This is a genomic window from Streptomyces sp. NPDC046759 (assembly GCF_040645475.1).
Classification (GTDB): domain Bacteria; phylum Actinomycetota; class Actinomycetes; order Streptomycetales; family Streptomycetaceae; genus Streptomyces.
Genome location: NZ_JBEYYJ010000005.1, coordinates 244936 through 271925, shown reverse-complemented (window position 1 = coordinate 271925; position 26990 = coordinate 244936). Strand labels below are relative to the sequence as shown.

Annotated in this window: 26 protein-coding genes; 14 read left to right on the top strand and 12 right to left on the bottom strand. The window is 71.9% G+C overall.

Annotated elements, in window-relative coordinates:
• The first annotated feature begins 12 nt into the window (after positions 1-12).
• From ABZ919_RS09590 to ABZ919_RS09565, 6 genes are all read left to right on the top strand, one after another.
• Positions 13-1236 carry a prenyltransferase/squalene oxidase repeat-containing protein gene (locus tag ABZ919_RS09590; RefSeq protein ID WP_361244691.1) on the top strand — a complete coding sequence of 408 codons (1224 nt, stop codon included), beginning with the start codon at positions 13-15 and terminating at the stop codon, positions 1234-1236.
• Positions 1233-1877: an SCO2322 family protein gene (locus tag ABZ919_RS09585; protein ID WP_361244688.1), complete on the top strand. Its 645-nt coding sequence runs from the start codon at positions 1233-1235 to the stop codon at positions 1875-1877. Before ABZ919_RS09590 ends, ABZ919_RS09585 begins: the two co-directional genes overlap by 4 nt.
• Complete coding sequence (locus ABZ919_RS09580) at positions 1864-3018, top strand: CbiQ family ECF transporter T component (protein ID WP_361244685.1); 1155 nt, start codon at positions 1864-1866, stop codon at positions 3016-3018. The genes ABZ919_RS09585 and ABZ919_RS09580 overlap by 14 nt, the downstream gene beginning before the upstream one ends.
• Entirely contained in the window at positions 3015-4703 is a 1689-nt protein-coding gene (locus ABZ919_RS09575) for an ATP-binding cassette domain-containing protein (protein ID WP_361244682.1), read from the top strand. Before ABZ919_RS09580 ends, ABZ919_RS09575 begins: the two co-directional genes overlap by 4 nt.
• Positions 4700-5581 carry an ECF transporter S component gene (locus tag ABZ919_RS09570; protein ID WP_361244679.1) on the top strand — a complete coding sequence of 294 codons (882 nt, stop codon included), beginning with the start codon at positions 4700-4702 and terminating at the stop codon, positions 5579-5581. Before ABZ919_RS09575 ends, ABZ919_RS09570 begins: the two co-directional genes overlap by 4 nt.
• Positions 5582-5866: 285 nt before the next feature.
• Positions 5867-6280 carry a transglycosylase SLT domain-containing protein gene (locus ABZ919_RS09565; protein WP_361244676.1) on the top strand — a complete coding sequence of 138 codons (414 nt, stop codon included), beginning with the start codon at positions 5867-5869 and terminating at the stop codon, positions 6278-6280.
• Here the strand turns inward: ABZ919_RS09565 and ABZ919_RS09560 are convergent.
• On the bottom strand, positions 6240-7571 hold the full coding sequence (locus ABZ919_RS09560) for an alpha/beta hydrolase (RefSeq protein WP_361244674.1): 1332 nt from the start codon (positions 7569-7571) through the stop codon (positions 6240-6242). The genes ABZ919_RS09565 and ABZ919_RS09560 overlap by 41 nt on opposite strands.
• Before the next feature lie 103 nt (positions 7572-7674).
• Between ABZ919_RS09560 and ABZ919_RS09555 the strand changes: the two genes are divergently transcribed.
• Positions 7675-8367, top strand: a complete 693-nt coding sequence (locus tag ABZ919_RS09555; RefSeq protein ID WP_361244672.1) for a YoaK family protein — start codon at positions 7675-7677, stop codon at positions 8365-8367.
• 84 nt (positions 8368-8451) lie between these two features.
• Here the strand turns inward: ABZ919_RS09555 and ABZ919_RS09550 are convergent, their stop codons facing one another.
• Positions 8452-9687: a cytochrome P450 gene (locus ABZ919_RS09550; RefSeq protein WP_361244947.1), complete on the bottom strand. Its 1236-nt coding sequence runs from the start codon at positions 9685-9687 to the stop codon at positions 8452-8454.
• Between the two features lie 231 nt (positions 9688-9918).
• On the opposite strand from ABZ919_RS09550, the gene ABZ919_RS09545 reads away from it, so the two are divergent.
• Entirely contained in the window at positions 9919-11088 is a 1170-nt protein-coding gene (locus ABZ919_RS09545; RefSeq protein WP_361244669.1) for a steroid 3-ketoacyl-CoA thiolase, read from the top strand.
• On the opposite strand, the gene ABZ919_RS09540 is transcribed toward ABZ919_RS09545, so the two are convergent.
• Entirely contained in the window at positions 11072-11329 is a 258-nt protein-coding gene (locus tag ABZ919_RS09540) for a DUF397 domain-containing protein (protein WP_361244666.1), read from the bottom strand. The two genes, ABZ919_RS09545 and ABZ919_RS09540, sit on opposite strands and share 17 nt — an antisense overlap.
• Entirely contained in the window at positions 11310-12137 is an 828-nt protein-coding gene (locus tag ABZ919_RS09535; protein WP_361244664.1) for a helix-turn-helix transcriptional regulator, read from the bottom strand. Before ABZ919_RS09535 ends, ABZ919_RS09540 begins: the two co-directional genes overlap by 20 nt.
• Before the next feature lie 108 nt (positions 12138-12245).
• On the opposite strand from ABZ919_RS09535, the gene ABZ919_RS09530 reads away from it, so the two are divergent.
• The 3 genes from ABZ919_RS09530 to ABZ919_RS09520 all read left to right on the top strand — a co-directional run bounded on the left by ABZ919_RS09530 (position 12246) and on the right by ABZ919_RS09520 (position 15300).
• A complete protein-coding gene (locus ABZ919_RS09530) occupies positions 12246-12626 on the top strand; it encodes an ATP-binding protein (protein WP_361244945.1) in 381 nt (126 codons plus the stop codon).
• Positions 12627-12748: 122 nt separating this feature from the next.
• Positions 12749-13159: a hypothetical protein gene (locus ABZ919_RS09525; protein ID WP_361244661.1), complete on the top strand. Its 411-nt coding sequence runs from the start codon at positions 12749-12751 to the stop codon at positions 13157-13159.
• Positions 13156-15300, top strand: a complete 2145-nt coding sequence (locus tag ABZ919_RS09520; protein WP_361244658.1) for a tetratricopeptide repeat protein — start codon at positions 13156-13158, stop codon at positions 15298-15300. Before ABZ919_RS09525 ends, ABZ919_RS09520 begins: the two co-directional genes overlap by 4 nt.
• Here ABZ919_RS09520 and ABZ919_RS09515 read toward each other — a convergent pair.
• Together ABZ919_RS09515 and ABZ919_RS09510 are read right to left on the bottom strand one after the other, a co-directional pair.
• Positions 15288-15728 carry a hypothetical protein gene (locus ABZ919_RS09515; protein ID WP_361244656.1) on the bottom strand — a complete coding sequence of 147 codons (441 nt, stop codon included), beginning with the start codon at positions 15726-15728 and terminating at the stop codon, positions 15288-15290. The two genes, ABZ919_RS09520 and ABZ919_RS09515, sit on opposite strands and share 13 nt — an antisense overlap.
• A complete protein-coding gene (locus tag ABZ919_RS09510; protein ID WP_361244653.1) occupies positions 15725-17767 on the bottom strand; it encodes a bifunctional glycosyltransferase 87/phosphatase PAP2 family protein in 2043 nt (680 codons plus the stop codon). The genes ABZ919_RS09515 and ABZ919_RS09510 overlap by 4 nt, the downstream gene beginning before the upstream one ends.
• A 420-nt stretch (positions 17768-18187) precedes the next feature.
• On the opposite strand from ABZ919_RS09510, the gene proP reads away from it, so the two are divergent.
• On the top strand, positions 18188-19531 hold the full coding sequence (gene proP / locus ABZ919_RS09505) for a glycine betaine/L-proline transporter ProP (protein ID WP_361244942.1): 1344 nt from the start codon (positions 18188-18190) through the stop codon (positions 19529-19531).
• 169 nt (positions 19532-19700) lie between these two features.
• Complete coding sequence (locus tag ABZ919_RS09500) at positions 19701-20372, top strand: O-methyltransferase (protein ID WP_361244651.1); 672 nt, start codon at positions 19701-19703, stop codon at positions 20370-20372.
• A gap of 91 nt (positions 20373-20463) precedes the next feature.
• Here ABZ919_RS09500 and ABZ919_RS09495 read toward each other — a convergent pair whose 3' ends face one another.
• A complete protein-coding gene (locus tag ABZ919_RS09495) occupies positions 20464-20856 on the bottom strand; it encodes a hypothetical protein (protein WP_361244648.1) in 393 nt (130 codons plus the stop codon).
• 113 nt (positions 20857-20969) lie between these two features.
• Between ABZ919_RS09495 and ABZ919_RS09490 the strand changes: the two genes are divergently transcribed.
• On the top strand, positions 20970-21404 hold the full coding sequence (locus ABZ919_RS09490; RefSeq protein ID WP_361244645.1) for a DUF1992 domain-containing protein: 435 nt from the start codon (positions 20970-20972) through the stop codon (positions 21402-21404).
• On the opposite strand, the gene ABZ919_RS09485 is transcribed toward ABZ919_RS09490, so the two are convergent.
• The 5 genes from ABZ919_RS09485 to ABZ919_RS09465 all read right to left on the bottom strand — a co-directional run bounded on the left by ABZ919_RS09485 (position 21393) and on the right by ABZ919_RS09465 (position 26255).
• Positions 21393-22211, bottom strand: coding sequence for a hypothetical protein (locus ABZ919_RS09485; protein WP_361244642.1), 819 nt, complete (start codon positions 22209-22211; stop codon positions 21393-21395). The two genes, ABZ919_RS09490 and ABZ919_RS09485, sit on opposite strands and share 12 nt — an antisense overlap.
• A gap of 2 nt (positions 22212-22213) precedes the next feature.
• Complete coding sequence (locus tag ABZ919_RS09480; protein ID WP_361244639.1) at positions 22214-22864, bottom strand: hypothetical protein; 651 nt, start codon at positions 22862-22864, stop codon at positions 22214-22216.
• Between the two features lie 77 nt (positions 22865-22941).
• Positions 22942-23364: a nuclear transport factor 2 family protein gene (locus tag ABZ919_RS09475; protein WP_361244635.1), complete on the bottom strand. Its 423-nt coding sequence runs from the start codon at positions 23362-23364 to the stop codon at positions 22942-22944.
• 49 nt (positions 23365-23413) lie between these two features.
• Entirely contained in the window at positions 23414-24136 is a 723-nt protein-coding gene (locus ABZ919_RS09470) for a YafY family protein (RefSeq protein WP_361244632.1), read from the bottom strand.
• A 79-nt stretch (positions 24137-24215) separates the two neighbouring features.
• On the bottom strand, positions 24216-26255 hold the full coding sequence (locus ABZ919_RS09465) for an MDR family MFS transporter (protein ID WP_361244629.1): 2040 nt from the start codon (positions 26253-26255) through the stop codon (positions 24216-24218).
• Between the last annotated feature and the right edge of the window lie 735 nt (positions 26256-26990).

The following is a 26990-nucleotide window of genomic DNA, read 5'->3' as shown; positions in this document are numbered from 1 at the left end:
CAGTCGCCGACCATGAACGTCCGCCGCAGCGCCGCGGCTCTCGCCGCCATAGGCGTGCTGGCCGCCGCCGCGCCCGCCACGGCCGCCGGCCAGTCCCCGTCCCCGTCCCCGAAGGTCGTGATCCCGTCCGGGCTGTACGGCAGGTCCGACCCGACGTACGACGGGGTGTGGCGGCAGTCGCTGACCCTGGTCGCTCAGCGGACGCTCGGGTACCGGCCCGCCGACGCGGCCGTGGACTGGCTCACCGGTCAGCAGTGCGCGAACGGCGCCTTCGCCGCCTTCCGTGCCGCTCCCGCCAAGGCCTGCGACAGCAAGGTCATGGTGGACAGCAACAGCACGGCCGCCGCGATCCAGGCCCTGAAGGCGGTCGGCGGACACGACGACGCCGTCGGCAAGGCGGTGTCCTGGCTGAAGTCCGTCCAGAACAAGGACGGTGGCTGGGGCTACTCCCCGGGCGGGGCCAGCGACACCAACTCCACCTCCGTGGTCATCGGCGCGCTGGCCGCCGTCGGTACGGACCCTGCGTCCGTCCGCAAGGCCGGCAAGTCCCCCTACGACCTGCTGGCCGCCTGGTCCATCCCCTGTGACCGGGACGGCGGCGGCGCCCTCCCCTACCAGCCGGACAAGAAGGGCGAACTGGCCGCCAACGCGGACGCCACGGCCGCCGGGGTGCTCGGCGCGCTCGGCAGGGGGTTCGTGGCGGAGGCCGGCAGGGCGCCCGCGAAGGAGACGTGCGCCAAGGCCGGGAGTCCGGCCCCGGCACAGGTGGCGGACAACGCGGGCGCGTATCTGGCGGCGACCGTCGCCAGGACCGGCCACCTGTTGTCCGTGCTGCCCGGCGCCAAGGACCAGCCGGACTTCGGCAACACGGCCGACACGGTCGTCGCGCTCGCCGCGGACGGGCGGACGGAGCAGGCGAAGAAGTCGTACGACTGGCTCGAGAAGAACGCCTCCCCGTGGGCGGTGCAGAGCGGCCCGGCGGCGTACGCCCAGCTGATCCTCGCCGCGCACGCGGTCGGCGCGCAGCCGGGCGACTTCGGCGGCACCAGCCTGGTCCGGTCCCTCAACGCGCTGGGCCCGGCCCCGCACATGGACTCCGCCGTCAAGAAGACCACCGAGTCCGAGAAGTCCGGCAGTGGTCCGGGCTTCGGCGTCTGGTGGTTCGCCGGCGTCTGCCTCGTCGCGGGCGCCGGCGTCGGCTTCCTGCTCAGCGGCCGGAAGAAGCGTCAGCCGTGACCGCCGTCCGCCGCGCCGCGAGCGTCCTGCCGGCCGCGTTGCTCCTCCTGACCGCCGCGGCCCCGGCACACGCCACCGGCTACCGCTACTGGTCCTTCTGGGAGCAGGGCGGCGGCCACTGGACGTACGCCACGCAGGGCCCGTCGACCGCCCGTCCCGACGACGGCGCCGTGGAGGGCTTCCGCTTCGCGGTCAGCGAGGACTCGGCGGACGCGAGCCGACCACGCGGGGCGGCGGACTTCGGCACCATCTGCGCGCGTACGCCCGCCGAGTCGGGCAAGAAGCGGGTCGCCCTGGTCCTGGACTTCGGCACCCCGGCGGATGCGCCGTCCGGCGAGGCGCCCCCGGCCGTCCGCACCGCCTGTGCGCGACTGCCGGCCGACGCGACGACCGCCGACGCGCTCGCGGCCGTCGCGCCGCCCCTGCGCTACGACGCCAACGCCCTGCTGTGTGCGATCGCCGGGTATCCGCAGAAGGGTTGCGGGGAGCAGGTCTCGGGATCCTCGGGCAAGAAGGCGCCGCGAAGGAGCGGCGGTTCGGACAGCGGGCCCTCTCTTGGCCTGCCGATCGGCGCGGGGGTGGTCGTCGTCCTGGCGGGTGCGGCGCTGTGGCAGGCACGGCGGCGAAATGTCTCCGGTTGACCGCGGGCCGTCCGCGGCCGGTCGCGCCGGCGGCACCCTGCCGGCGCCGGCGACCGGCCCCGTCCCCGCCCCGCACCGGCGCCGGACCACTGTTCATCCCGGCGCCTGGTGGCTCTGGGCGTTGAGCCTCGGCACCGCCGCCACCCGCACCACCAACCCCCTCCTTCTCGCCCTCCTCGTGTCCGCCTCCGCCTTCGTCGTGGCGACGCACCGCACCGCCGCCCCCACCGCCCACGCCTACGCGGCCTTCGCCAGGCTCGCCGTCGCCGTCCTCCTCATCCGCCTCCTCTTCGCGACCGCCCTCGGCTCCCCCGTCCCCGGCACCCACACCCTCCTCACCCTCCCCGAAGTCCCCCTCCCGCACTGGGCGCAGGGCATCCGCCTGGGCGGCCGGGTCACCGCGGAGTCCCTCGTCTTCGCCGCCTACGACGGGCTCAAGCTGGCCACCCTGCTGATCTGCGTCGGCGCGGCGAACGCGCTGGCGAGCCCCGGCCGCCTCCTCAAGTCCCTCCCCGGCGCCCTGTACGAGACCGGTGTCGCCGTGGTCGTCGCCCTCACCTTCGCTCCGCACCTCGTCGCCGACGTCCGGCGCCTGCGTGCCGCCCGGCGGCTGCGCGGCCGCCCGGACCGGGGTGTGCGCGGCCTGCTGCAGGTCGGGCTGCCGGTCCTGGAGGGCGCGTTGGAGCGCTCGGTCGCGCTCGCCGCGGCGATGGAGGCCCGCGGCTACGGCCGCAGTGCCGAGGTCCCCGCCCGCGTCCGCCGTACGACGGGCGCGCTCACCCTCGGCGGGCTGCTCGGCGTGTGCGCGGGGACGTACGGGCTGCTCACCGCCGAGGGCGGCACCTACGGGCTGCCGCTGCTGCTCGCCGGTGTCGTCGCCGCTCTCGCGGGGCTGCGGCTGGGCGGCCGGCGTTCGCTGCGCACCCGGTACCGCCCGGACCCCTGGGGCCTGCGAGCCTGGCTGGTCGCCGGCTCCGGCGCGGCGGTCGCCGCGCTGCTCGGCCTGGCCTCCGCCCGTGACCCGGGGGCGCTGCACCCGGGCGTCGTCCCGCTGGTCGCCCCGACGCTCCCGCTGTGGCCCGCCGCGGCGGTCCTCCTCGCCCTGCTGCCCGCCTTCGTCATCCCCAAGGAGCCGTCGTGATCCGCTTCGAGGATGTCAGCGTGACGTACGACGGTGCGGCCGAACCCACCGTCCGCGGTGTCGACTTCGAGGTGCCGGAGGGCGAACTGGTGCTGCTGGTCGGCCCGTCCGGGGTCGGCAAGTCGACCGTGCTCGGCGCGGTGAGCGGGCTGGTGCCGCACTTCACCGGCGGTACCCTGCGCGGCCGCGTCACGGTGGCCGGCCGGGACACCCGTACCCACAAGCCACGCGAACTCGCCGACGTGGTCGGCACGGTGGGCCAGGATCCACTAGCCCATTTCGTGACCGACACGGTGGAGGACGAACTCGCCTACGGCATGGAGTCGCTGGGCCTCGCCCCGGAGGTGATGCGGCGCCGGGTGGAGGAGACCCTGGACCTGCTGGGCCTCGCCCGGCTGCGCGACCGTTCCATCGCCACCCTCTCCGGCGGCCAGCGCCAGCGGGTCGCCATAGGCTCGGTGCTCACCCCGCACCCCCGGGTGCTCGTCCTCGACGAGCCGACCTCGGCCCTGGACCCGGCCGCGGCGGAGGAGGTCCTCGCGGTGCTCCAGCGCCTGGTGCACGACCTCGGCACGACGATCCTGATGGCCGAGCACCGTCTGGAACGCGTGATCCACTACGCCGACCGGCTCGTCCTGCTCCCCGCTCCCGGCGAGCCCCCGGTCGTCGGCTCCCCGTCCGAGGTGATGGCGGTCTCCCCGGTCCACCCCCCGGTGGTGGCTCTGGGCCGCCTGGCGGGCTGGTCCCCGCTTCCGCTGACGGTACGGGACGCCCGCCGCCGAGCCGGTGACCTGAAGGAACGCCTCGCCGCGTCAGCACCCGCGGGTACGCCGGGGCCGGTCGCGCGGTTCCCCGCGCCCCTTCCGGGCGCCACCGGCACCCGGCGCCTCTTCCGTCGCCGGGCCACCTCCACCTCCCGCCCGCCTCAGCAGACGCACGTCGCCGAGGTCCGCTCCCTGTCCGTCCGCCGGGCCCGCGTCGACGCCCTGCGCCGGACGGACCTCACCGTCACCCCTGGCGAGACCATCGCCCTCATGGGCCGCAACGGCGCCGGGAAGTCCACCCTCCTCGGCTCACTCGTCGGCCTGCTGGCCCCCACCTCCGGAACCGTCACCGTCGGCGGACTCGCCCCGCACCGCGCCGCCCCACGCGACCTGGTGCGCCGCGCCGGTCTCGTCCCCCAGGAACCACGGGACCTGCTCTACGCCGACACGGTCGCCGACGAGTGCGCGGCGGCCGACCGGGACGCGGGCGCCGCACCGGGGACCTGCCGGTCCCTGGTGTCCGCCCTGCTCCCGGGCGTCGCGGACGACGTCCACCCCCGCGACCTCTCCGAGGGCCAGTGCCTCGCGCTCGCCCTGGCCGTCGTACTGACCGCCCGTCCGCCCCTGATCCTCCTCGACGAACCGACCCGCGGCCTGGACTACGCGGCGAAGGGCCGCCTGGCGGGCGTGCTGCGCGAGCTCGCCGCCGAGGGGCACGCGATCGTCATGGCGACGCATGACGTGGAGCTGGCGGCCGAGATCGCCCACCGGGTGGTGCTGCTCGCGGACGGCGAGGTGATCGCCGACGGGCCGACGGCGCAGATCGTCGTGTCCTCGCCGTCCTTCGCCCCGCAGGTGACGAAGATCCTCGCCCCGCAGCGGTGGCTCACGGTGGCCGAGGTGCGGGAGGCGCTGCGATGAGCGCGCCGCCACGGCTGCACGCCGTCCGTCTCGGCCCCCGCTCGCTCGCCGCGCTGGCGCTGGTCGGCGCGGTCGGCGTGGTCGCGTTCGGCTGGCCCTTCCTCGCCCCGCCCGGGTCCGGGCTGAGTGCCCACGCCCAGGACGCGCCGTGGCTCTTCGCGGGCCTGCTGGTGCTGCTGGTCGCGGTGGTGGCGGCGACGATCTCCGAGTCGGATCTGGGGCCGAAGGCCGTGGCCATGCTGGGTGTGCTGGCCGCGACGGGGGCGGCGCTGCGGCCGATCGGGGCGGGTACGGCCGGGATCGAGCCGATGTTCTTCCTGATGGTGCTCAGCGGGCGGGTGCTGGGCCCGGGATTCGGCTTCACGCTGGGCTCGGTGACGATGTTCGCGTCCGCGCTGCTCACCGGTGGGGTCGGGCCCTGGCTGCCGTTCCAGATGCTGTCGATGGGCTGGTTCACGATGGGCGCCGGGCTGCTGCCGGGCCCGGTCCGGCTCAGGGGCCGGGGGGAGTCGCTGCTGCTGGCGGTCTACGGCTTCCTCGCCGCCTTCGCCTACGGCACGGTCATGAATCTGGCCGGCTGGCCGTTCATGGGTGCCGCCGCCTCGGACATCGCCTTCGACGCCCATGCCTCGGTCCCCGCCAACCTGGCCCGTTTCGTGGCCTACTGCCTGGCCACCTCGCTCGGCTGGGATCTGGGCCGGGCCGTCTGCACGGTGGTGCTGACCCTCGTCCTCGGCCCGGCCGTGCTGCGTGCGCTGCGCCGGGCCACCCGACGGGCCGCGTTCGAGACCGCGGTCACATTCGACGCCCCTGAATACTCACCGTGCGCAACGGATACTTCACCCTCTGGAAGCGAGACCGTGAAGCACCCCACATGACGCACGTCACCTACGATGTGGGGCCGTAGTGCGGAATGTCGGATATGCACCTTCCGCCACCCCTGCTGACCTGCGCTTTGCGACCCAGGTCACAGAGGCGACCTTTCCCCTCCATCCGGCCACAACTAGTAAAAGGGGTCATTGCGGACGGGTTTCCGGGCTGCTTATCTGGACGACGTCGCCAGGCGCCACGAGCCCACAGGGCCGAGGCGCCGACGCATGAGGCCACAGCGCGTGGCCCGTCCCATGCGGGCGATCCCCTGTCCCCGACGCAAGAGGTACTCAGTGTCCGTCTCCTTCATCCGCCGCATCGCTTCCCCGAAGAAGGCCCTCACCGTCGCCGCCGTGGCCGCCGCCACCGCCGGCATGGCACTGACCGCGGCGCCCGCCCAGGCCGCCCCCGCGTCGGCCTCCTCCGCTCAGGCGATCGCGCACAAGATGATCCCGGACGCCGCGCAGTTCGACGCGTTCAGCAAGATCGTCTCCCATGAAAGCGGCTGGAACCCCTCCGCCACCAACAGCTCCTCCGGCGCCTACGGCCTGGTCCAGGCCCTGCCGGGCTCCAAGATGGCCTCCGCCGGCGCCGACTGGAAGACCAACCCCGCCACCCAGATCAAGTGGGGCCTGGACTACATGAACTCCCGCTACGGCAACCCGGTCAAGGCCTGGAGCTTCTGGCAGGCGAACGGCTGGTACTGAGCCGGCTGCCCGCCCCGGGCCCCACGCTCTCGAGGCTCCCGCCGCTGAACCAGCGCGCGATCCGGGACAGCGCCGCCCGGTACGACCCGTTGTGGTCGACGGCGCCCATGTCGAGCAACCGCACCCTCGCCCCCCGCTGGGCGAGGGTGCGCGCGCATGTCCGGGCGTTGCCGATCGGCACGTCCGTGTCCTTGTCGCCGGCGTACAGCCGCACCGGCACGTCCGGCTTCCAGGAGCAGGTGCCGTCGTTGGCGCGCAGCGCCTCACCGAGGCCGCCCGTCGGATGGCGGAGCCGCCGGTAGAAGTCGTCCGTGAGCAGCGTCCTCACGTTCGGCGCGAGCTGCCGGACGATGTCCTCGTCCTCGTGCCGCCCGTCGAAGAGCTGCTCCGCACGTGCGGCGTACGGCTGCCGGAACACCTCGGCCGGGTCCTTGTAGACGGGGTGCAGCCGGTTCTGGGCGACGAGGAAGTAGGAGATGTAGAACACTCCGCTGACGTCGTTGACCCGCCCGTCCGTGAGCGCGGGCACCTCGGTGCCCGTCAGGTCGTACGGTCCCGCCACCGGCGCGAGGGCCCTGAGCCGGAATCCGGGCGCGTGCCCGTCCTGCACGGCCCGCGCCAGCGCCATCGCGACCTGGCCGCCCTGGGAGAAGCCGGTCACGTACAGGTCGCCGGTCACGGTGCGGCCCAGCCCGCGCGCCGCCGTCCGGGCCGCCCGCAGCATGTCCACGGAGGCGGTCACCGAGGAGCGGGTGTCCATGTAGGGGTGCGGGCCCGGCCCCTCGCCCAGGCCCAGGTACTCGGGCGCGGCGGCCGCCCGGCCGGTGGAGGCGAAGAGGTACGACTGGACGCGCGCGTCCTCGGCGACGGACGGCGCGTAGCCCCGGTCGGCCATGGTGCCGTGCGTGTCGGAGACCAGGCCGAGCCGGTGCCCGCCGCCCTCCGGGAGAGTGAGCAGCCCGGTGGCGGTGGTGGGCCGGCCGTACGGGTCCACGGTCCGGTACGTCACCCGGTACGCCCGCACGCCGTAGCGCAGCGAGCCGGTGCCGACGTGCTGGGCCTCGAGCTCCCCGGCGATCTCGGCCCTACTGTGCCGGGCGACGGGAACGACCGATACGACCTCTCCCCTACGGCCCTCGCCCTGCCGCCCGCCCGGGGAACCGTCGGCGGCGTGGGCCACCGGCGTGGCCGCTGCGCCGGCCGGCAGCAGGGCGGCCAGTGCGACGGCCGCCGCCTTGCGCCTGCCCCAACTGGTATGGCTTCCGGAGGACTTGCGCGTGTGCTGTGTCATGCCCGGAACGCTACGGAGACACGCTCGGCCGGGACATCCGGGATTCCCCCGCCCCCGTGGTGGAGTTGTCACCACCCTGCCCGTCCGGCCCCCCGGAGGAACGATGACGACGGCACCGACACAGGCGGCGGTACCGGACCCGGAGGCGCGCGGCCTGCGGCTGGTGATCGTACTGCTGATGCTGACCGTGGTGAGCGGTCTGATCGACGCCGTCAGCTATCTCGGTCTGGGCCGGGTCTTCACGGCGAACATGACCGGCAACGTCGTCGTCCTGGGTTTCGCGGCGGCCGGCGCGCCCGGCTTCTCCGTGCCGCACACGGCGACCTCACTGGCCGGCTTCCTGCTCGGCGCGGCGGCGGGCGGCCGGGTGGCGGCCCGGGTCGCACAGGGCTCCCGGCGCCTGTGGGCCCGGCTGACGCTGGTGGCGGAGGCGGCGCTGGTCGGCGTGTCGGCGGTGGTGGCCTTCGTCTGGCCGGACACCACCGGCACCCGCTACGCCCTGATCGTCCTGACGGCGTTCGCGATGGGCCTGCGCAACGCGACCGTCCGCAAACTGGGCGTCGCGGATCTGACCACCACGGTCCTGACCATGACCCTCACCGGTCTGGCCTCCGAGTCCCGTCTCGGCGACGGCACCGGGCATCGCTCCCCGCGCCGGACGGCCTCGGTGATCGCCATGCTCGCCGGCGCCTGTCCGGGTGCCTGGCTGGTCCTCCACCACGGCCTGGGCATCCCGCTGCTGCTCGCGGCCGTCACCTCGGGGATGCTGGCGGTGGTGACGTCCGGCCGGGAGTGAGTGCCGCGGACCTCGGGGGAGGCAGGAACGGGGCGTTGGGGTAGGAGTGCTCCTGCCTCCCTCGGGGTGGGCCGACCCGGTGGGTCAGCCGGTGGTGACCTGGAGCTCCTTGACTCCGTTGATCCAGGCCGAGCGCAGCCGGCGGGGCGCGTCGGCCAGCCGCAGGCCGGGCATCGCGTCGGCGATCGCCTGGAAGATCAGGTCGATCTCCAGGACCGCGAGCGACTTGCCCAGGCAGAAGTGGGGCCCGCCACCGCCGAAGCCGAGGTGGGGGTTGGGATCCCGGGTGATGTCGAAGGCGTCGGGGTCGGTGAAGACCTCGGGGTCGTGGTTGGCGGAGGCGTAGAACAGCCCGACCCGGTCGCCCTTCTTGATCTCGGCCCCGCCCAGTTCCGTGTCCTGGGTGGCCGTGCGCTGGAAGGCGTTCACCGGGGTCGCCCAGCGCACGATCTCCTCGGCGGTCGTTCCCGGCCGCTCCCGCTTGAACAGGTCCCACTGCCCGGGGTGGGTGAGGAAGGCGTGCATGCCGTGGGTGATGGCGTTGCGGGTGGTCTCGTTGCCGGCGACCGCCAGCATCAGCACGAAGAAACCGAACTCGTCCGAGTTCAGGTTGCCTTCGTCCTCCGCGGCGACGAGCGTCGTCACGATGTCGTGCGCCGGGCACCGCTTGCGCTCGGCGGCCATGTTCATCGCGTAGGCGATGATCTCGGCGGCCGACCGGGCGCCGACCTCCTCGGTGATGGCGTACTCGGGGTCGTCGTAGGCGATCATCCTGTTGGACCAGTCGAAGATCTTGGACCGGTCCTCCTGGGGGACGCCGATCAGTTCGGCGATGGCCTGCAGCGGGAGTTCACAGGCGACCTCGGTGACGAAGTCGAAGGGCCCGGACCGGGCCCGGGCGCCCGCGACGATGGCCTGCGCACGCGCACGGAGCCGTTCCTCCAGGGCGCGGATGGAACGTGGCGTGAAGCCGCGCTGCACGATCTGCCGCACCCGCGTATGTTCCGGAGGATCCATGTTGAGCAGGATCAGCCGCTGAGCGTCGATCGCGTCGCGCTCGATGTGCTCGTTGAAGCGGATGATCGCGGTGTTGAGGGTGGAGGAGAAGAGTTCCGGGTGCGTGGAGACGTACTTGACGTCCGCGTGCCGCGTCACGGCCCAGTAGCCGGAGTCGGCGAAGCCCGCGACGCCGTGCGGCTGGGCGATCCAGCGGACCGGCTCGGTGCGGCGCAGCTCGGCGAACTCGGGCAGGGGCACGCGACGGTGCAGCAGATCGGGGTCGGTCAGGTCGAACCCGTCGGGCAGCGCGGGGCAGTGCATCGGCGGCTCCCGTCCGTTCTGACGGTCCATCAGCGGTGCGGTGAACGTAGTAACGGGTTCTACAACTAGCAAGAGGCAAGGCGCCGCCAATCCGTGCGGAAATCGTGCAGATCGCAACTTCGGGACCTGCAAGACCCTTGCGGTGATGGACATCACGTCAGCAGACTGCTGAACAGAACTAGAACGCGTACTAGTTCTGGAGGAGAGCCCTCTCGGAGAGGACCCGCACCCATGGCCGCCGAACCCGTGATCGTCGAAGCCGTACGCACCCCGATCGGCAAGCGCGGCGGCGCGCTCGCCAACCTGCACCCCGCCTACCTCCTGGGCGAGACCTATCGTGAACTCCTCGGCCGCACCGGCATCCCCGCCGACGCGGTGGAGCAGATCGTCGGCGGCACGGTCACCCACGCCGGCGAACAGTCCATGAATCCCGCGCGTACCGCCTGGCTGACCATGGGCCTCCCCTACGAGACGGCCGCCACGACCGTCGACTGCCAGTGCGGCTCCTCCCAGCAGGCCTCGCACATGGTGGCCAACATGGTCGCGGGCGGCGTGATCGACATCGGCATCAGCTGCGGCGTCGAGGCGATGAGCCGGGTCCCGCTGGGTTCCGGCTCCAAGCACGGCCCGGGCAAGCCCTTCCCCGACGAATGGAACGTCGACCTCCCCAACCAGTTCGAGGCGGCCGAACGCATCGCCCGTCACCGGGGCCTGACGCGCGAGAACGCGGACGCGCTCGGCCTGCTGTCCCAGCAGCGGGCGGCCCTCGCCTGGGCGGAGGAACGTTTCAAGCGGGAGACGTTCGCGGTGCAGGTCCCGACCACCGAGGAGGAGCAGTACGCCGGTCAGGGCATGTGGCGGCTGGTGGACAAGGACGAGGGGCTGCGGGATACCTCCCCGCAGGCGCTGGCCGGCCTGAAGCCGGTGATGCCGACGGCCGTCCACACGGCGGGCAACTCGTCGCAGATCTCGGACGGCGCGGCGGCGATCATGTGGGCCTCCAAGCGGATGGCCCGCGCCCTGAAGCTGAGGCCGAGGGCACGGATCGTCGCCCAGGCCCTCGTCGGCGCCGACCCGCACTTCCATCTCGACGGCCCCATCGACGCGACGCGCGCGGTGCTGGGCAAGGCGGGCATGTCCCTGAAGGACATCGACCTCGTCGAGATCAACGAGGCCTTCGCGTCGGTGGTGCTGAGCTGGGCCCAGGTCTTCGAACAGGACCTGGACAAGGTCAACGTCAACGGCGGTGCGATCGCCCTGGGTCACCCGGTGGGGGCGACGGGCGCCCGCCTGATCACCACCGCACTGCACGAACTGGAGCGCACGGACAAGGAGTTCGCGCTCATCACCATGTGCGCGGGCGGCGGGCTGGCCACCGGGACGATCATTCAGCGGCTGTAGCGGCCCAGTCGACGAAGGTGGAGAACGCGACGGGGCCGAGGGTGAGGACCGGTCCCGCCGGGTTCTTCGAGTCGCGGAGCGCGATGGTGGCGCAGGGGGTGTCGGCGACCTCTACGCAGTCGCCGCCCTGGTCACTGCTGTACGACGACTTCTGCCAGGCAGAGCCGCCGAGCGCGGCGCATTCGACACAATCCCCGCCCTGGTCGCCGCTGTAGCTGGACTTACGCCACTTGCTCCCCATAGCGGTCCTCCATCACCCGTCGGATCAGCGCCACCGAATCTTTGATCGAGAGCGCGGCGGCTCGTAGATGATCGTAACGGAGCGCGCAGTCCTTGACGGTGTCCGGATTCGCGGTCGGGTGCCCGCTGCCGTAGCCCTCGGTGTAGACGATGGCGGGGTCGCCGGCGAAGCGGTAGACGTTGAACGGACCTGTCAATCCTGCGTGTGCCCCGGCCGAAAACGGCAGGACCTGAATGTTGATCTGCGGGTTGTTTTCGAAACTCAACAGGTGGGCCAGTTGCCCGCGCATGATCTCCGACCCGCCGATCTCCTGCTTCAGCGCGGCCTCACTGAGAACCATCCAGAACACCGGCGGCTCCTCCTTCTCGAAGATGCGCTGGCGGGCCAGTCGTACGGCGGAGCGGTCGTCGAGGTCGGTGTCGTCCAACGCGCCGAGCACCGCACGGACGTAGTTCGGCGTCTGCAACAGCCCATGAATCATGCCCACTTGAAAGGTGCAGATCTCAATCGCCCGCACCTCGAGCTCCGCCACCTGCTGAAACCACACCGGAAGTTGGCTTCGCATCACCAGTGGGTGGAGCCGGGACAGTAACCCGCCCGTCCCCAGCGCCGCGTCCGTGCGCTCGCTGAAGTCCAGCGTCGGCAGCTTCCGGGCCGTCTCCACCTGGCCGACCAGCGACCCCGTGAAGTTGATGATTTCCCCGAGCTGCCGCTGGGTCAGCCCCGCGGCCTCCCGGCACCGGCGCAGCTCGAAGCCGTAGTAGTCGAGCGGTGAGGCGCCCGGGTCGAGGGTGCTGATGTTCACCACGGTAAGTCCCCTCTCGGACCCGTTGCATTCATCCCGTAGCCCAGAGTAGTGACGCCAGGTCAGCCTCGTCCTGTGAACCTCGACATTCCCCACACCCCCCAGTACCGCATGCACCTCACCGTCGGCGAGCACTCGGTTGGCCACATCCGCCGAATCGTCCGCTCGCTGCTGGACGAGTGGGCCCTGACGGAGCTGACGTTCTCCGTGGAGCTGGGCGTCAGCGAGCTGGTCACCAACGTCGTACGGCACGTACCGGACCGCCGCTGCACCGTGCTGCTCGCGCGACTCACGACGGGCGTACGGGCGGAGGTGACCGACGGCCTCCCCCAACTGCCGCTTCCCCGCATGGAAGTGGTTCAGGAGGAGGAGAGCGGCCGTGGCCTGGCCCTCCTGGACGCCGTGGTCGACAAGTGGGGCGTGACATCCGCCGCCGGCGGCGGGAAGACGGTCTGGTTCGAGTGCAGGACCTGCCGAAGTGTGACTCTTTGATGGTTTGGTCAGTTGATCGGATGTGTCCGCGAAGTACGGCACCTGTCTGGGTTTTGCCTTGCAGCAGGGCATGCACGCCCTAGGGTGATGACGAGTTGACGTCGAGCGCTGGTCGGGGAGCTATGGAACCGGAGATCGCCGCATTGGCGGGAACCGCGGGGACTACCGTCGTCACCTTGATGGCAACCGACGCCTGGCAACGCGTGCGGGAGGGTTTCGTTGCTCTCTGGCGTCGCGGACAGGCGGAGCGCGCGGATGTTGTCGCTGCTGAACTCGATGCCACCCGCGAGGATCTCCTCGCTGCCTCGGCCGCCGGAGACCAGCACATCGAGGGCGAGCTCCAAGCGGAGTGGCAGGGCCGGATCCGACGTTTCCTCACGACCAGACCGGAAGCGGTCGAGGATCTGCGCAGGCTCCTGGACGAGTTCGTCTCGAGCCCGGAGACCACCCCGGCGGTGACGCAGCACGCCACCGCTTCGGGTCATGCGCGGATCTACCAGGCAGGGCGTGACCAGCACATCTCCGAGCGATGACCCGTGCAATGGACGGCCGCGCCGACGGAAGCGGTCGGGTGTATCAGTCCTCGGGTGACCAGCACATCATCGAGCACCACCATCACGGTGACGCCACCTCGGTTGCCTGGCCGGGTGTTGAATCCGTCCGCCAGCCGACGGGCGGTCGGGCGCCCGTGGTGCTCCGCGATCGTACAAAGCTGATGGAGCACCTTCAGATGGCGGTGGCGCCAGGGACGAGCAACCAGATCCTCGTCCTTCACGGGATGGGCGGCTGCGGTAAGACCGCAGTGGCCCGCACGCTCTTCCAGTACGCCACGAACGAAGGTGACCGCGTCGGCCTCTGGGTCAATGCGGCTGATCGAATCACCCTGCGTAGCGGCATGCTTGCTGTTGCTGCCGATCGGGGAGCGTCGGAGGCAGAATTACATGCCGCACGAAGCGGATTACGGGCCTCTGCGGACCTGGTGTGGGAGCGGCTCGACACATCCGATCGTCCCTGGCTCCTGGTGCTCGACAACGCCGACGAACCGGCGATACTGCAGGATGGCAACTGGCTGCGCAGCAGTCCGCGGGGCACGGTCCTGGTCACCACCCGGCTGGCCGCTGCTGGATGGTGGCCTCACGCCAAGCTGCACCACCTCGGTGAACTGCCCCGAGACGCCGCTGCACAGGTCCTCTTCGACCTGGCACCGGGGGCCGGAACTGTCGAGGAGGCGGCCAAAGTTGCGGATCGATTGGGAAGACTCCCCTTGGCGCTTGTCCTCGCAGGAGGTTTCCTTTCGCATCAGGTGATCGAGCCGTGGACGATGACGGAATACGGTCACCACCTCGATGGCCACGAGAGTGTGGCATTGATCGATCAAGGGGTGATCGCACTGCCACAAAAAGACGCAAGGCATCTGATCAGCCGGACCTGGCAGTTGTCCCTCGATGCGCTCGCTGCCCAAGGGCTGCCGGAGTCAACGGCGCTGCTTCGTTTGCTGGCCTGTTTCGGGTCTGACCCGCTCCCGCTCACCTTGTTGAACAGCCAGCAGATCACCACCTTGATTCCGCTGAATCGAACCGAAGCGGCGTTACGGGGACTGCTCGACCAATCCCTGACCACGGTGGTCGACGCCGGTGTCCGATGTCTGCAGACCCACGCCGTACTGCTCGCCAGTGTGCAGGCCGGCACACCGCACGAGCAGGTTGCGCACCTTACGAGCACAGCAGCCCAGCTGCTCGACGGTGCCGTGCCGGCAATCCCCCAGCGAGGACCCCAGGATTTACGGCTACGCCTCCTTGCACCTCACGTCCTCACGCTGCTGCGGCATGCCGTGGATACGTCTGTGACGACTGTGATGCTCGACGTCGCAGTGCGATTGGCCTGTGCCTTGCATCGCACGGGCGACTATCTGTCGGCCTGGGAACTGGCCTCACAAGCGGCAGCCATCGCCGAGCCGACGTTCGGCCCTGATCACCGGCTTGTGCTGTCCGCCCAGTCACGGAGCGCACGAGCGCTGTTCCGCCTCGGCGAGTTCGGCGAGTCCGAGAGAACCCACCGCCACGTGCTGGCCAATCGGGAACGACTCTTCGGTCCCGATGATCCTGACACTCTGGAGAGCTGCTTCGCGATCTGCCAGCCGTTGAGTCTGCTGGGGCGGAAGGCGGAAGGGATCGCGCTGCTCAAACGGGCGGTGGACGGCCGCCGTCGAGTACTCGGGCCTGAGCACGCTCTCACGTTGCAGTCCCGAGCCCACCTGCTGGAGTTCCTGCCGGTCTCCGACCTGACAGCCATCCTCGACGAGGCGGAGATGCCGCTCCCCCAGGAGTGTGCCCTCCACTTGGGCCCTGACCATGCAGTGACGCTGGGATCACGGCTCAGCTATGGGTTTTGCCTGTTGCGCCTGGGGCGTATCGAGGAGGCTGCCGAAGACGCTCGCCGTATCGTCGAGGATTACGCCCGTGCCCACGGTCCTGACTACGCACTCACGCTCTCGGCACAAGTGCAATACGCGCGCATCCAAGCCGCCCTCGGCGATATGCATTCGGCGATCGAGCTGATGGTGGCGAACGTCGAAAGACGCACACTCAGCCTGGGAGCCGAGCATCCGTACACGTTGAAAAGCCGCGAACTCTTGGCTGAGTTCCAGGCCAAGGCAGCCGATCACCGTGGATGACGACAAGAGCTGACGTTGCTGGTGCAGCGCGATGTGTCCGAGGGCACTGCCGGCTGGCCGGCCGGCCAGGCGGACGTCGCGCGCAGCACGATGCTGCGGCCGGCCAGCTGCGCGAGCGACTTGGCGCGGGCGACGAAGACGTCCGGGTCGTCCATCCGGGCCCTCACCTCGGGTGGGTAGATCTCGGCGTCGACATGGCCGGGGAGCGCGTCGCGCAGGGCGATCAGGACGTTCGTCCGGTCGGGTTCGGGCAGCTCCCCGACGAAGACGTAGCCCGATACGGCACCCGCGGTGACCTCGCGCCGTACCTGCTCGTCCGTCACGTGACGGAGGATGAAGGCGGCCACGTCGTCGAAGAGTCCGGACGTCGCGAACCAGGCGAGGTTCTCCCCCGACTCCCCCGAGGGCAGCGACACCAGCTTGGTCATCGCTGCCCTTCCTGCACGGCGAGCGGGACGGGGGGCTCCTCGCGGACCGCCGCCGTCATGACGAGCCGGGGCCGTGGACCCTGGCAGAGGTACGACAGTCCGAAGCCCGCCGCCACCACCGCCGCGCCGCCCACCGCGTCGAGCACCCAGTGGTTGCCGGTGGCGATGATGGCCGAGACGGTGAAGAGGGGGTGCAGCAGGCCGAGGGCCTTCATCCACCACCTCGGGGCGACGATCGCGATGACGACGCCGCACCACAGGGCCCACCCGAAGTGCAGCGACGGCATCGCCGCGTACTGGTTGGTGAGCGCGGTCAGCGTGCCGTAGTCCGGCTTGGAGAAGTCCTGGACCCCGTGGACGGTGTCGATCACGCCGAGCCCCGGCATCAGGCGCGGCGGGGCCAGCGGGAAGAGCCAGAAGCCGATCAGGGCGAGGAAGGTGGCGAACCCGAGGGAGGCACGGGCCCAGCGGTAGTCGACCGGACGGCGCCAGTACAGGACGGCGAGGACCGTCAGCGGGACGACGAAGTGGAAGGACTCGTAGTAGTAGTCGAAGAAGCCCCGCAGCCAGCCGATCTGCGCGACGGTGTGGTTGGCCCGGTGCTCGATGTCGATGTGCAGGAACCGCTCGATGTCCAGCACGATGTGCCCGTGGTCCTCGGCCCGCACCCGGCCGCCGGAGATGGTGCCACCGGTCGCGGCCAGCCGGACCTGCTGGTAGGCGGCGTACACGACACGGATGAGCAGCAGTTCCAGCAGCAGGTTCGGGCGGGTGAGGACCCGGCGCAGAAAGGGCAGCAGGGGGACGCGCCCGAAGCGGGCCGGGACCGGCGGCGCGTACTTGGCCGGGACCGGCCTCTGGTAGTGCGGGGACGTCCGGGACTGGAACGGCACGGCCGTGGCGGCGGCCAGCGCCGCGAGCAGGACGAGGTTGTCGCGCAGCGGATACATCGCCGCCATGTTCGGCAGCAGCATCTTCGCCGGCAGGGTGGTCACCAGGACCATCGCGACCGGCCAGACGTACCGGTCGGAGGCCCGCCTGCCGACCCGGCCGACCAGCGCGAGCAGCACCCACAGAAGCTGGTACTGCCAGGCGGTGGGAGAGACGGCCACGACGGCGCAGCCGGTGACGGCCACGGCGAGCAGCAGCTGGCCGTCGTGGGCGTAGTGGACGGCGCGGCGCAGGGCGAGGGCCGCGACGGCGGCGCCGAGCACCAGGAAGAGCGTGATCTCCAGCGGGCCGGTCACACCGAGGCGGAGCAGGGCGCCGTGCAGGGACTGGTTGCCCAGGGCGTCGGCCTTGCCGCCGAGGCCCGTCCCGGCCATGTGGTGCACCCAGTACGTGTACGAGTCGTGCGGCAGCGCCGCCCAGGCGAGCGCGGTGCAGGCGGCGAAGGTCCCGGCCGTGGCGACCGCGGCCCGGCGGCGGCCGGTGAACCACAGCAGCGGGGCGAAGAGCAGCATGGTCGGCTGCAGGGCGGCGGCCAGTCCTATGCACAGGCCGCTCCCACGTTCCCCGCGTACGGTGAAGCAGCCGAGCAGGACGAGCAGCACCGGGAGGATGCTGGTCTGACCGAGCCAGAGGGCGTTGCGGACCGGCAGCGACAGCATCAGCAGGCTGATCGCGATCGGTGCGGCCAGCAGGGAGGTGCGGCGGCCGATCGGCTGGGGCAGCGCGCGGGCGGCGATCAGGCCGAGGGCGACGACCAGCAGCAGGCTGCCGAAGGTCCAGCCCCAGCCGAGCGCGGCCTGGGCGGACCGGGTGAGGGGCTTGAGGACCAGACCGCCGAAGGGGGTGCCGGTGAACCGGGTCGAGTCGTAGATCGACCCCTTCACGTGCAGGACGCCGTGTGGGCCGACCCAGGTCTCCAGGTCGGTCAGCCGCTGGCCGCTCGGCGTGGTGAGGACGACGGTCAGCTGCCGTACCGCGAGGACCGCCGCCACCGCCCACAGCGCCAGCCGGGCGGCGAGCAGCCGCGCCTCGGCCGGGGCTCTGCCGAAGGTGTCCGCCGGTCGCCCCCTGTGCTCCACGTTCGCCACGCCGCGTCGGCCTCCCGCCCCGTCGGTCTCCGGCGCCGGTCACGCCGGAATCTTCTGCGAACCCTATGAGGCTCGCGTCCCCCCGGAGAAGGACGCGGGCAACCCCCGATTCACCTGTCGTCCGTTCTCCTTTTGTCCGGATGACGATAGTCGGCCGCCCATGGGGGGCCCGTCCGGGGCGCGAGAAGCATCACAGCGCGGGACCGGCACGGCTGGTCGTGATCGGGCAGACGTACCTGCGTATCCCACATTTAGCTGCACTGTGCAGCTAAACGTGTACGTGACGTGAGGCGCCGAAGTCGCCCTATGGTCGCTTTTCGGCCCGTTTCCCGGCAGCGTCGCCGTACGGACCGCGCCCCTGTCCCCGTCGAAAGGTAGGCGAGCCCCGTTTTGGCGACCGCCACAGCCGTCTCCCCGTCCCTGAAGACCCAGCGGGCCACCAAGGCCCGCGACGTCACCGTCACCGACCCCGCACTCGTCAGGCGCGCCGTGAAGGCGGCCGCGCTCGGCAACGCGATGGAGTGGTTCGACTTCGGTGTCTACAGCTACATCGCGGTCACCCTGGGCAAGGTCTTCTTCCCGTCCTCCAACCCGACCGCGCAGCTGCTGTCGACCTTCGGCGCCTTCGCGGCCGCCTTCCTGGTCCGGCCGCTCGGTGGCATGGTCTTCGGCCCGCTGGGCGACCGCGTGGGCCGCCAGAAGGTGCTCGCCCTCACGATGATCATGATGGCGGCGGGCACCTTCGCGATCGGCCTGATCCCGTCGTACACGTCGATCGGCGTGGGCGCGCCGCTGCTCCTGCTGGCCGCCCGGCTGGTGCAGGGTTTCTCCACGGGCGGTGAGTACGCGGGCGCCTCGACCTTCATCGCCGAGTACGCGCCCGACAAGAAGCGCGGCTTCTTCGGCAGCTGGCTGGAGTTCGGCACGCTGGCGGGCTACATCGGCGGCGCGGGTCTCGTCACCCTGATGACCGCGCTGCTGTCCTCGCACGATCTGGTGTCGTGGGGCTGGCGGATCCCGTTCCTGATCGCCGGCCCGATGGGCATCATCGGCCTGTACCTGCGGATGCGCCTGGAGGAGACCCCGGCGTTCGCGGCGGAGGTCGAGAAGGCGGAGGCCGCCCGGCCGAAGGTGCCGCTGCGCGAGATGGTGGCCGGCCAGTGGAAGGCGCTGCTGCTGTGCATGGGCCTGGTGCTGGTCTTCAACGTCACCGACTACATGCTGCTGTCGTACATGCCGAGCTATCTCACGAGTGAGCTGAAGTACGACGAGACGCACGGTCTGCTGGTCGTGCTGGGTGTGATGGCCCTGATGATGATCGTGCAGCCGTTCGCGGGCGCGCTGACCGACCGGGTCGGCCGGCGCCCGGTGATCGCTGCCGGCTGTGCGGGCTTCCTGCTCCTGTCCGTCCCCGCGCTGCTGCTGATCCGCCAGGGCAGCCTGCTCGCCGTCGCGCTGGGCATGGGCGCGCTGGGTCTGCTGCTGGTGTGCTTCACCGCGGCCATGCCGGCCGCGCTGCCCGCGCTCTTCCCGACGCGGGTGCGCTACGGCTCCCTGTCCATCGGCTTCAACGTGTCCGTGTCCCTGTTCGGCGGCACCACTCCGCTGGTCGTCACCGCGCTGATCGGGGCGACGGGGAACATGATGATGCCCGCCTACTACATGATGGCCGCGGCGGTGATCGGCGGGTTCGCGGTGTGGCGGATGACCGAGTCGGCCGGCCGTCCGCTTCCCGGTTCGGCGCCGGCGGTGGAACGGCGGTAGGCGCCGCAGAAGGTGCTGCCGTGTCCCGGGTGCGGGTGGGCTGCGGCCGGCCGTGCAGTTCCCCGCGCCCCTTCGGGGCGGTGAATCCCTCGATGATCACCCCGTCGGTGCCCGTGGGCTGAGACGATGCTGGTGGGAAGGGCAGGCACTCGGGAAAGGCAGCAGGAGCATGAGCGACTCCCAGCTCTGGGACGACGTCGACGACTACTTCACCAGCCAACTCGCCCCCGACGACGACTCTCTGCGGGCGGCCCTGCGGGAGAACGACGCCGCCGGGCTGCCGCACATCGCCGTCACCGCGGCACAGGGCAAGTTCCTCCATCTGCTCGCCCAGGTGCAGGGCGCGCGGAACATCCTGGAGATCGGCACACTCGGCGGTTACAGCACCATCTGGCTGGCCCGCGCCCTGCCCGAGGACGGCAGACTGATCTCGCTGGAGTACAACGCCCGACACGCCGAGGTGGCGACCCGGAACATCGCCCGGGCCGGCCTGGACCGGATCGTGGAGGTGCGGGTGGGCCCGGCCCTGGAGTCGCTGCCCAAGCTGGCCGACGAGAACCCGGCCCCGTTCGACCTGGTGTTCATCGACGCCGACAAGGTCAACAACCCGCACTACGTGGAGTGGGCGCTGCGGCTCACCCGCACCGGCAGCCTGATCGTCGTGGACAACGTGGTGCGCGGCGGCCGGGTCGTCGACGCGAGCAGCGCCGAACCCGACGTCGTGGGCACACGCGCCGCGATCGAGCTGATCGCCACCCATCCGCGGCTGAGCGGCACCGCGATCCAGACGGTCGGCAGCAAGGGTTACGACGGCTTCGCGCTGGCCCGCGTGCTGGCCTGAGCCGTGCCGGCCGGAGACGTGACGGCCTGAGACGTGCCGGCCTGAGACGTGCCGGCCGGAGACCCGAGCGGTCCCGTGTCCGCTTCGCGGCTCAAGCCTCGTGGAAGAAACCGACGTTGACGCTGCGCGGTGCGGTGCGGTCCTGGACGACGATCTCCCCGGACCCGCCGTGCGGCAGCCGTACGGTCGCGCCGTAGACGATGGGCTGCGCGTACTCCCCGACGGTCAGGCGCACTTCGGACGCCGGATCGGGCTGCGAGCCGCGCAGCCAGGTGAGTTGCCAGCCGCCGTCAGGGGTGCACAGGAACTCCAGATGGACCCGGGAGACGAACAGCCAGTCCTCGGGGGTGACCAGCCGGCACATGGACGCGTCCCGGCCGACCCGGAGCACGGCGCCCGGCTCGCTCGGCGCGTCGGCCATCGTCATGCCGGCCGTGGCACCCGCGTCGGCCCCGGACACGGTGGCCATGGTGAGTTCGAGCACGTGCGTTTCCCCCTGCGGCGTTCGGCGTGTGACGTCTTGCCCGGCGGCCGGATCGCCGTGCCGCCGCCGCATGATAAAACGCCCGGCCGGGCCGCGTCCGGCACAATGGGCTCATGACCGAGCGAAAGCCACCGGGTGTGCCGTTCGAGTCCTGGGTCGACAAGCAGATCCGCGACGCGCAGGGGCGCGGTGAGTTCGAGCGGCTGCCGGGCACGGGTGAGCCGCTGCCCGCCGAACTCGACTCCGCCTACGACGAACTGTGGTGGGTCAGACGGAAGATGGCGTGCGAGGGACTGTCCGTCCTGCCGCCCGCCCTCGCCCTGCGCAAGGAGGCCGAGGACGCGCTGGTCGCGGCCTATGCGGCGCCCTCCGAGCGGATCGCCCGGAAGATCATCGAGGACGTCAACGTCAAGATCAAGGACATGATGTTCAAGCCGCCGCCCGGCCCCCCACTGGGCAAGAAGCCGTACGACGTCGAGGAGGTCCTGCGCGAGTGGCGGCAGCGCAGGGCTGCCGCCAGGGGTGAGCTGCCGGGATCACAGGTGTAGCAAGCGCCCTGCCAGCTCCCGGTAGTCGCGCAGGGCCAGCCTGAGCAGCTCGGTGTCGGCCTCCGAGCCCGGCCCGCGGTCCTCGGAGGCCTCCCAGGACCGGCGCAGGGTACGCCGTCGCCGCGCCACGGCCTCTCCGAACCGCCCCACGATCTCCTCCAGCATGTGATCGGCCTGCTCGACCGCGCCCCGGGGTTCGTCCACGAACCCGGCGGCCACCTGCCGCATCCGCTGCTCCCACCGGTCGGTCTCGTCGTGCGGCAGCAGCGGCGCACCGATCCCGGAGGGCGCGGGGGCCGACGCGGCTCCGCCGGGCGCGGTCGGCCAGGCGTCCGGCGCCCGGGACTCGGTGGTGTGCGCCTCGCGCGCGGTCACCTCCCCGGAGGACGGCACACCCAGCCCGTCGTCCGGCATGGGGCTGTCGCCGTACGTGGAGCCACCACCCACCGCCCCGCGCCCGGCCGGCCCACCGCGAGGCGCACCTTCCATGGGTATGCCGCCGCCCGGCGTGGGCTCCACGCCGCCGGGAGCCGCGGAACCGCCGATGGCCGTGCCGGAGGCGGCCGTGCCGGAGTCGGCCGTGCCGGAGGCGGTTCGGCCGTCCGTGGGGCTCACACCGGCCGGGCCCGGCGGGTAGGGGGGCGCGTCGGCGGGGGTGCGGTCGTCGGCCGTGACACCCTCCCTGCCGTAGCCGGCCGAGCCGGGCGGTGCCGGGGGTTCACCGGGGAGGCGTTCCTCCGGGAGGGGATCCCTCGCTGCGCGGCCGGTGGGGTGTTCGTCGCCGGGGCCGCTCGTCCTGTCCGACATGGTCAACTCTCCTTCGGGTGGCTCCTGCTGAAGGCCCAGGGAGTGTGCGAGCGGGTGCCTGCCTGGGCCGCGCGGTGGCGGCCCGTGTCCTGCGCGGGCTGGATCAGATCGTCGAAGAGGGCACGCGCCCCGACGAGCGCCGCGCGCATCTCCTCGGTCCCGGAGCCTGTCTTCCCCGACCCGTCGCTCGCGCCGGCACAGGTCACCCGGTGCACCTGCCGATAGCCGTCGACGTGGTCGGCGTGGTGCACGGACAGTGCGGCGAGCTGCTCCTCGTAGCGCCCGCCGTCCGGGTAACCGCGCGCGGCGGCGAGTTCGGCGAGCAGCCGGTCGGCCTCGGCCACCGCCTGCCGCGGCGAGTCGACGAAGTGTTCCTGCACGGCCGTCCAGCGGGCCGCGTACTGCTCCCGCCCAGCCGGGTCCAATGGCCGTTCCCGCAGGTCGCCGTGGCGTTCCACCCGCTCGGCGAGCTCCCGCTCGGCGGCCTTGGTGTCCCCGTCGTGCAGGGCGACGGACCGCTCGTACTCGGGCCCGAAGCGCCGCCTCAGACCGCGTCCGCGGGACCGTCCGCGGCCGCGCAGGGTCGGGGCGATGGCCGCACCGAAGACCACCACCGCCACGATCACGATCAACACGATCATGCCTGTGGACATCGTTGCCTTCCGATCGGGCCGGCCCCACTGGCCGGCTCCCCTTCCGGGTCACCCGGAAGGGGAGCCACAAACGGCGGTCAGACGGCGAAGCGGCGCGGGCCGGTCACCGACCAGACCACCGCGATACGCCCGTCCACCACCTCCAGCAGGTCGATGCCGCTCTTCTGGGCGCCGTCCGGCAGGGTCACGTACCAGCGGCAGGCGGCCTGGCCCGGCCCGGCGTCCACGAGGGGCGTGCCGTCGACGGTGAACCGCAGTCCGGGCTTCTCCTCCCGGAAGGCGGCGACCAGCCCGGCGATCCCGGCCGGGCCGCGCACCGCGTCGGTGACCGCCCCGCGCTCGGGATCGTTGCCGAAGCAGATGCGGAAGCCGGGCGCGAGGAAGGACTCGGGGTCACTGAAGTCGCCGTTCCACAGGGCGGTCCAGCGGTCGAAGAGGGCGATGCCGGCGGCGCGGGTGAGGGTCGCGCCGGCGGCCGGCTGTGTCGATGTCGAAGTCATGCGCACAGCCTCCGCCCGGCCCGCGACACCCCCCTGTCGGTGATTGCGGTCACATCACGGTCGCCGCGTCGAGCGGTACGACGTCGGAGCCGAGCGTGTCGAGCGCGCCGAGGTCGACGGCGCGGTCGGGGGCCCGCTCGTCCAGTGCGGTCGCGGCGCGGACCCGGTCCAGCCGGAAGCCGCGCGGCGCGCCCCGCAGCCGGCACCAGCCCGCCAGATACCAGTGCTCCTGCCCGCCGAGGAAGCCGAGCGGTTCCACGTCCCGCGCGGTGATCCGGCCCGCGCCGTCGGCGTACTCCAGCCGCAGCACCCGGCCCGCCGTCAGCGCCTCCCGCAGCGCGGCGGGCACCACCGGTCCGGCGGACGGCGCCGGGCGGGCGGCCGGGACGAGCAGCCGCACCCGCCCGGTCAGCTCCGCCGCCGCCCTGCGCTCCCGTTGCGGCATCACGGCCAGCACCTTGTGCAGCGCGCTGCGCGCGTCCGCCGCGAACGGCGTCCCGGCCAGGGCCTCGAGCCCGACGGCGAGAGCGGTCGCCTCGGCCGGGGTGATGGTCAGCGGTGGCAGCGTCCGCTCCCGGTCGAGGACGTATCCGCCGCTGCGGCCCGGCTCGGCGTGGAGGGGCACCCCGGACTGCTGCAACGCGGCCAGGTCCCGCTCGATGGTGCGGACACTGACCTCGAAGCGCCGGGCGAGGACGCGGGCGCTGCGGGGCCGGGGAGCGGCGGCGCGCAGCTCCTCGACGAGGGCGTAGAGGCGGTCGGTGCGGTTCACGGCAGACAGTCTGCGGAACATTCGGCCGCAGGGGAGGGAACCGGCCCGGGGGTTCGTGTACGTCCGCAAGAGCTGGTGGTCAACCGAGCTCGGTGGGTGCCGCCTTGTGCGGGCGTTCGCGCTCCGAGCCGCACAGTTCGCCGGTGAGGTCCCGGACGAGGTGGGTCAGGTCGGCCGAACGGCCGGGCGCCCACCAGTCGCCGAGGAGTTCGGCGAGGGACTCCTCGCGGGCCTTGGCCAGCCGTTCGGCGACCTCCCGGCCGGACTGGGTCAAGTACAGGTCCAGGCCCCGGCGTTCGGCGAGGCGACGTTCCTCCACCTGGCGGGCCGCGGCGAGGACGGCGTCGAGCGGGACGGGGCTGCGCTCGGCGAGCACGCCCGGTTCCACCGACCCGTACCTGCGGATGCGCAGCAGCATCCAGCTGGTGGCGGGCAGCAGGTCGTAGCCGGCCCGTTCGGTGATGTCCCGGCAGACCTCGCGGCGGCCCTCGCGGGTGCCGAGCACGGACAGGGCCCGGCAGACCTCGTCGTAGGAGGAGCGCTCGACCGGGTTGGGCGGGATGGTCTCGGAGACGTCCGGCGCGGTGACCGAGCCGCGCAGCCGGTCTTCCTTCAGGAACCAGGCCAGCACGAAGCCCAGGGCGGCGACGGGGGCGGCGTAGAGGAAGACGTCGGTGATGGCGGACGCGTACGCGTGCAGGGCCGCCGGGCGCAGGGCGGACGGCAGGGCGGCGATGCCGCGCGGGTCGGACTTCAGGGCGTTGGCGGAGGCGCCGGGCGGCAGATGCACGCCCCGGAAGGCGGCGGCGAGCTTGTCGCCGAGGCGGCCGGCGAACACCGTGCCGAAGATGGCGACGCCGAAGGAGGCGCCGATGGAGCGGAAGAAGGTCGCGCCGGACGTGGCGACGCCCAGGTCCTCGTACGACACCGCGTTCTGCACGATGAGCACCAGAACCTGCATGACCAGGCCGAGTCCGAGACCGAAGACGAAGAAGTAGGCGCTCATCCGGGCGGTGGAGCTGTGTTCGTCGAGCTGGTGCAGCAGGAGCAGGCCGACGGTGGTGACGGCGGTGCCGGCGACGGGGAAGACCTTCCAGCGGCCGGTACGGCTCACGATCTGCCCGGAGAGGGTGGAGGACAGCAGCAGGCCGACGACCATCGGCAGCATGTGCACACCGGACAGGGTCGGCGAGATGCCGTGCACGACCTGCAGGAAGGTCGGCAGATAGGTCATCGCGCCGAACATGGCGAACCCCACGATGAAACTGATGACGGCGGCGAGGGTGAAGGTGCGGATGCCGAACAGCTTCAGCGGCAGGACCGGTTCGGCGGCCCGGCGCTCGACGGCGACGAACGCCACGGCCAGCAGCACGCCCAGCACGGCCAGCCCGACGATCTGCGCCGAGCCCCAGGCCCAGGTCGTACCGCCGAGGGAGGCGACCAGGACCAGGCAGGTGGCGACGGCGGCGATCAGGACGGTGCCGAGGTAGTCGATGACGTGGTGGGCGGTGCGGCGCGGGATGCGCAGCGCGGTGGCGATCACGGCGAGCGCGACCACACCGACGGGCAGGTTGACGTAGAACACCCAGCGCCAGCTCAGATGCTCGGTGAACACCCCGCCGAGCAGCGGGCCGAGCACACTCGTGGCGCCGAACACGGCCCCGAACAGCCCTTGGTAGCGGCCGCGTTCGCGGGGCGGCACGATGTCGCCGACGATCGCCATGGACAGCACGATCAGCCCGCCGCCGCCCAGGCCCTGCAGCGCACGGAACCCGATCAGCTGGGGCATGCTCTGCGCCATGCCGCACAGTGCCGAGCCGATCAGGAAGATCACGATGGCGGTCTGGAAGAGCCTCTTGCGCCCGTACTGGTCACCGAGCTTGCCCCACAGCGGAGTCGCGGCGGTCGACGCCAGCAGATAGGCGGTGACCACCCAGGACAGGTGCTCCAGACCGCCGAGGTCGCTGACGATGGTGGGCAGGGCGGTCGCGACGATCGTCTGGTCGAGCGCGGCGAGCAACAGCCCGAGGAGCAGCGCGCCGATCGAGACGAACACGTTGCCAAAGACGTGCTCGGCGGCCTTGGTCTCCTTCTGCGTGCCGTGCGTGTCCAGGGCCATGAAGTCCTCCCGGGGCTCGAGTGCACCTCTTCCATCGTGGTCGGTGTCACCCTTTATGGCCTGTTGAGTCCCGCGTTTTCGGCGGCCGATGCGAAGAAGGTGCGCATAGTCTCGGAAGTTCGCGAGGGGAGGGCGAACACATGACGGAATTCGGGGGCCACGCCTGCCCGGAGTGCGGGGCGCCGAGAGGCCCGGACCGCAGCCCGTCGTGCGACTGCACGGAGCGGGCGGCCGAGGCACTGCGCGAGACGCGCACGGCCGAGGCGGCAGCGGCGGAGGACTTCGATCCGCTGCGGATCCGGCCGTACGTCGCGGTCGGGGGACCACGCCCCGGGGAGGCGGGGGACGCCCGTCCGGCACCGCCCCCGGACCCCTCGCCCGGCGACACCGGCGCACCACCCACGACCGGTGCGCCGCCCGCCGGGAGGACCCGCCCGGCACCGGCCACGCCCGGCTCCCTGCCCAGGACGGAGACCCGCACGCCACCGGCCGCCGACGCCACGCCGCGGCCGCGCCCCGCCGACCCAGCGGCGTTCACGGACGGCGACACCGGACGCGGGACCGGCGCGGGCCCAGGGACGGACGGGAGCCCAACGACCGGCGGGGGCCCAGGGACCGGCGCAAGCCCAACGACCGATGCGAGCCCAGGGACCGGCGGGAGCCCAACGACCGGCGGGAGCCCAGGGACCGGCGCAAGCCCAACGACCGATGCGAGCCCAGGGACCGGCGGGAGCC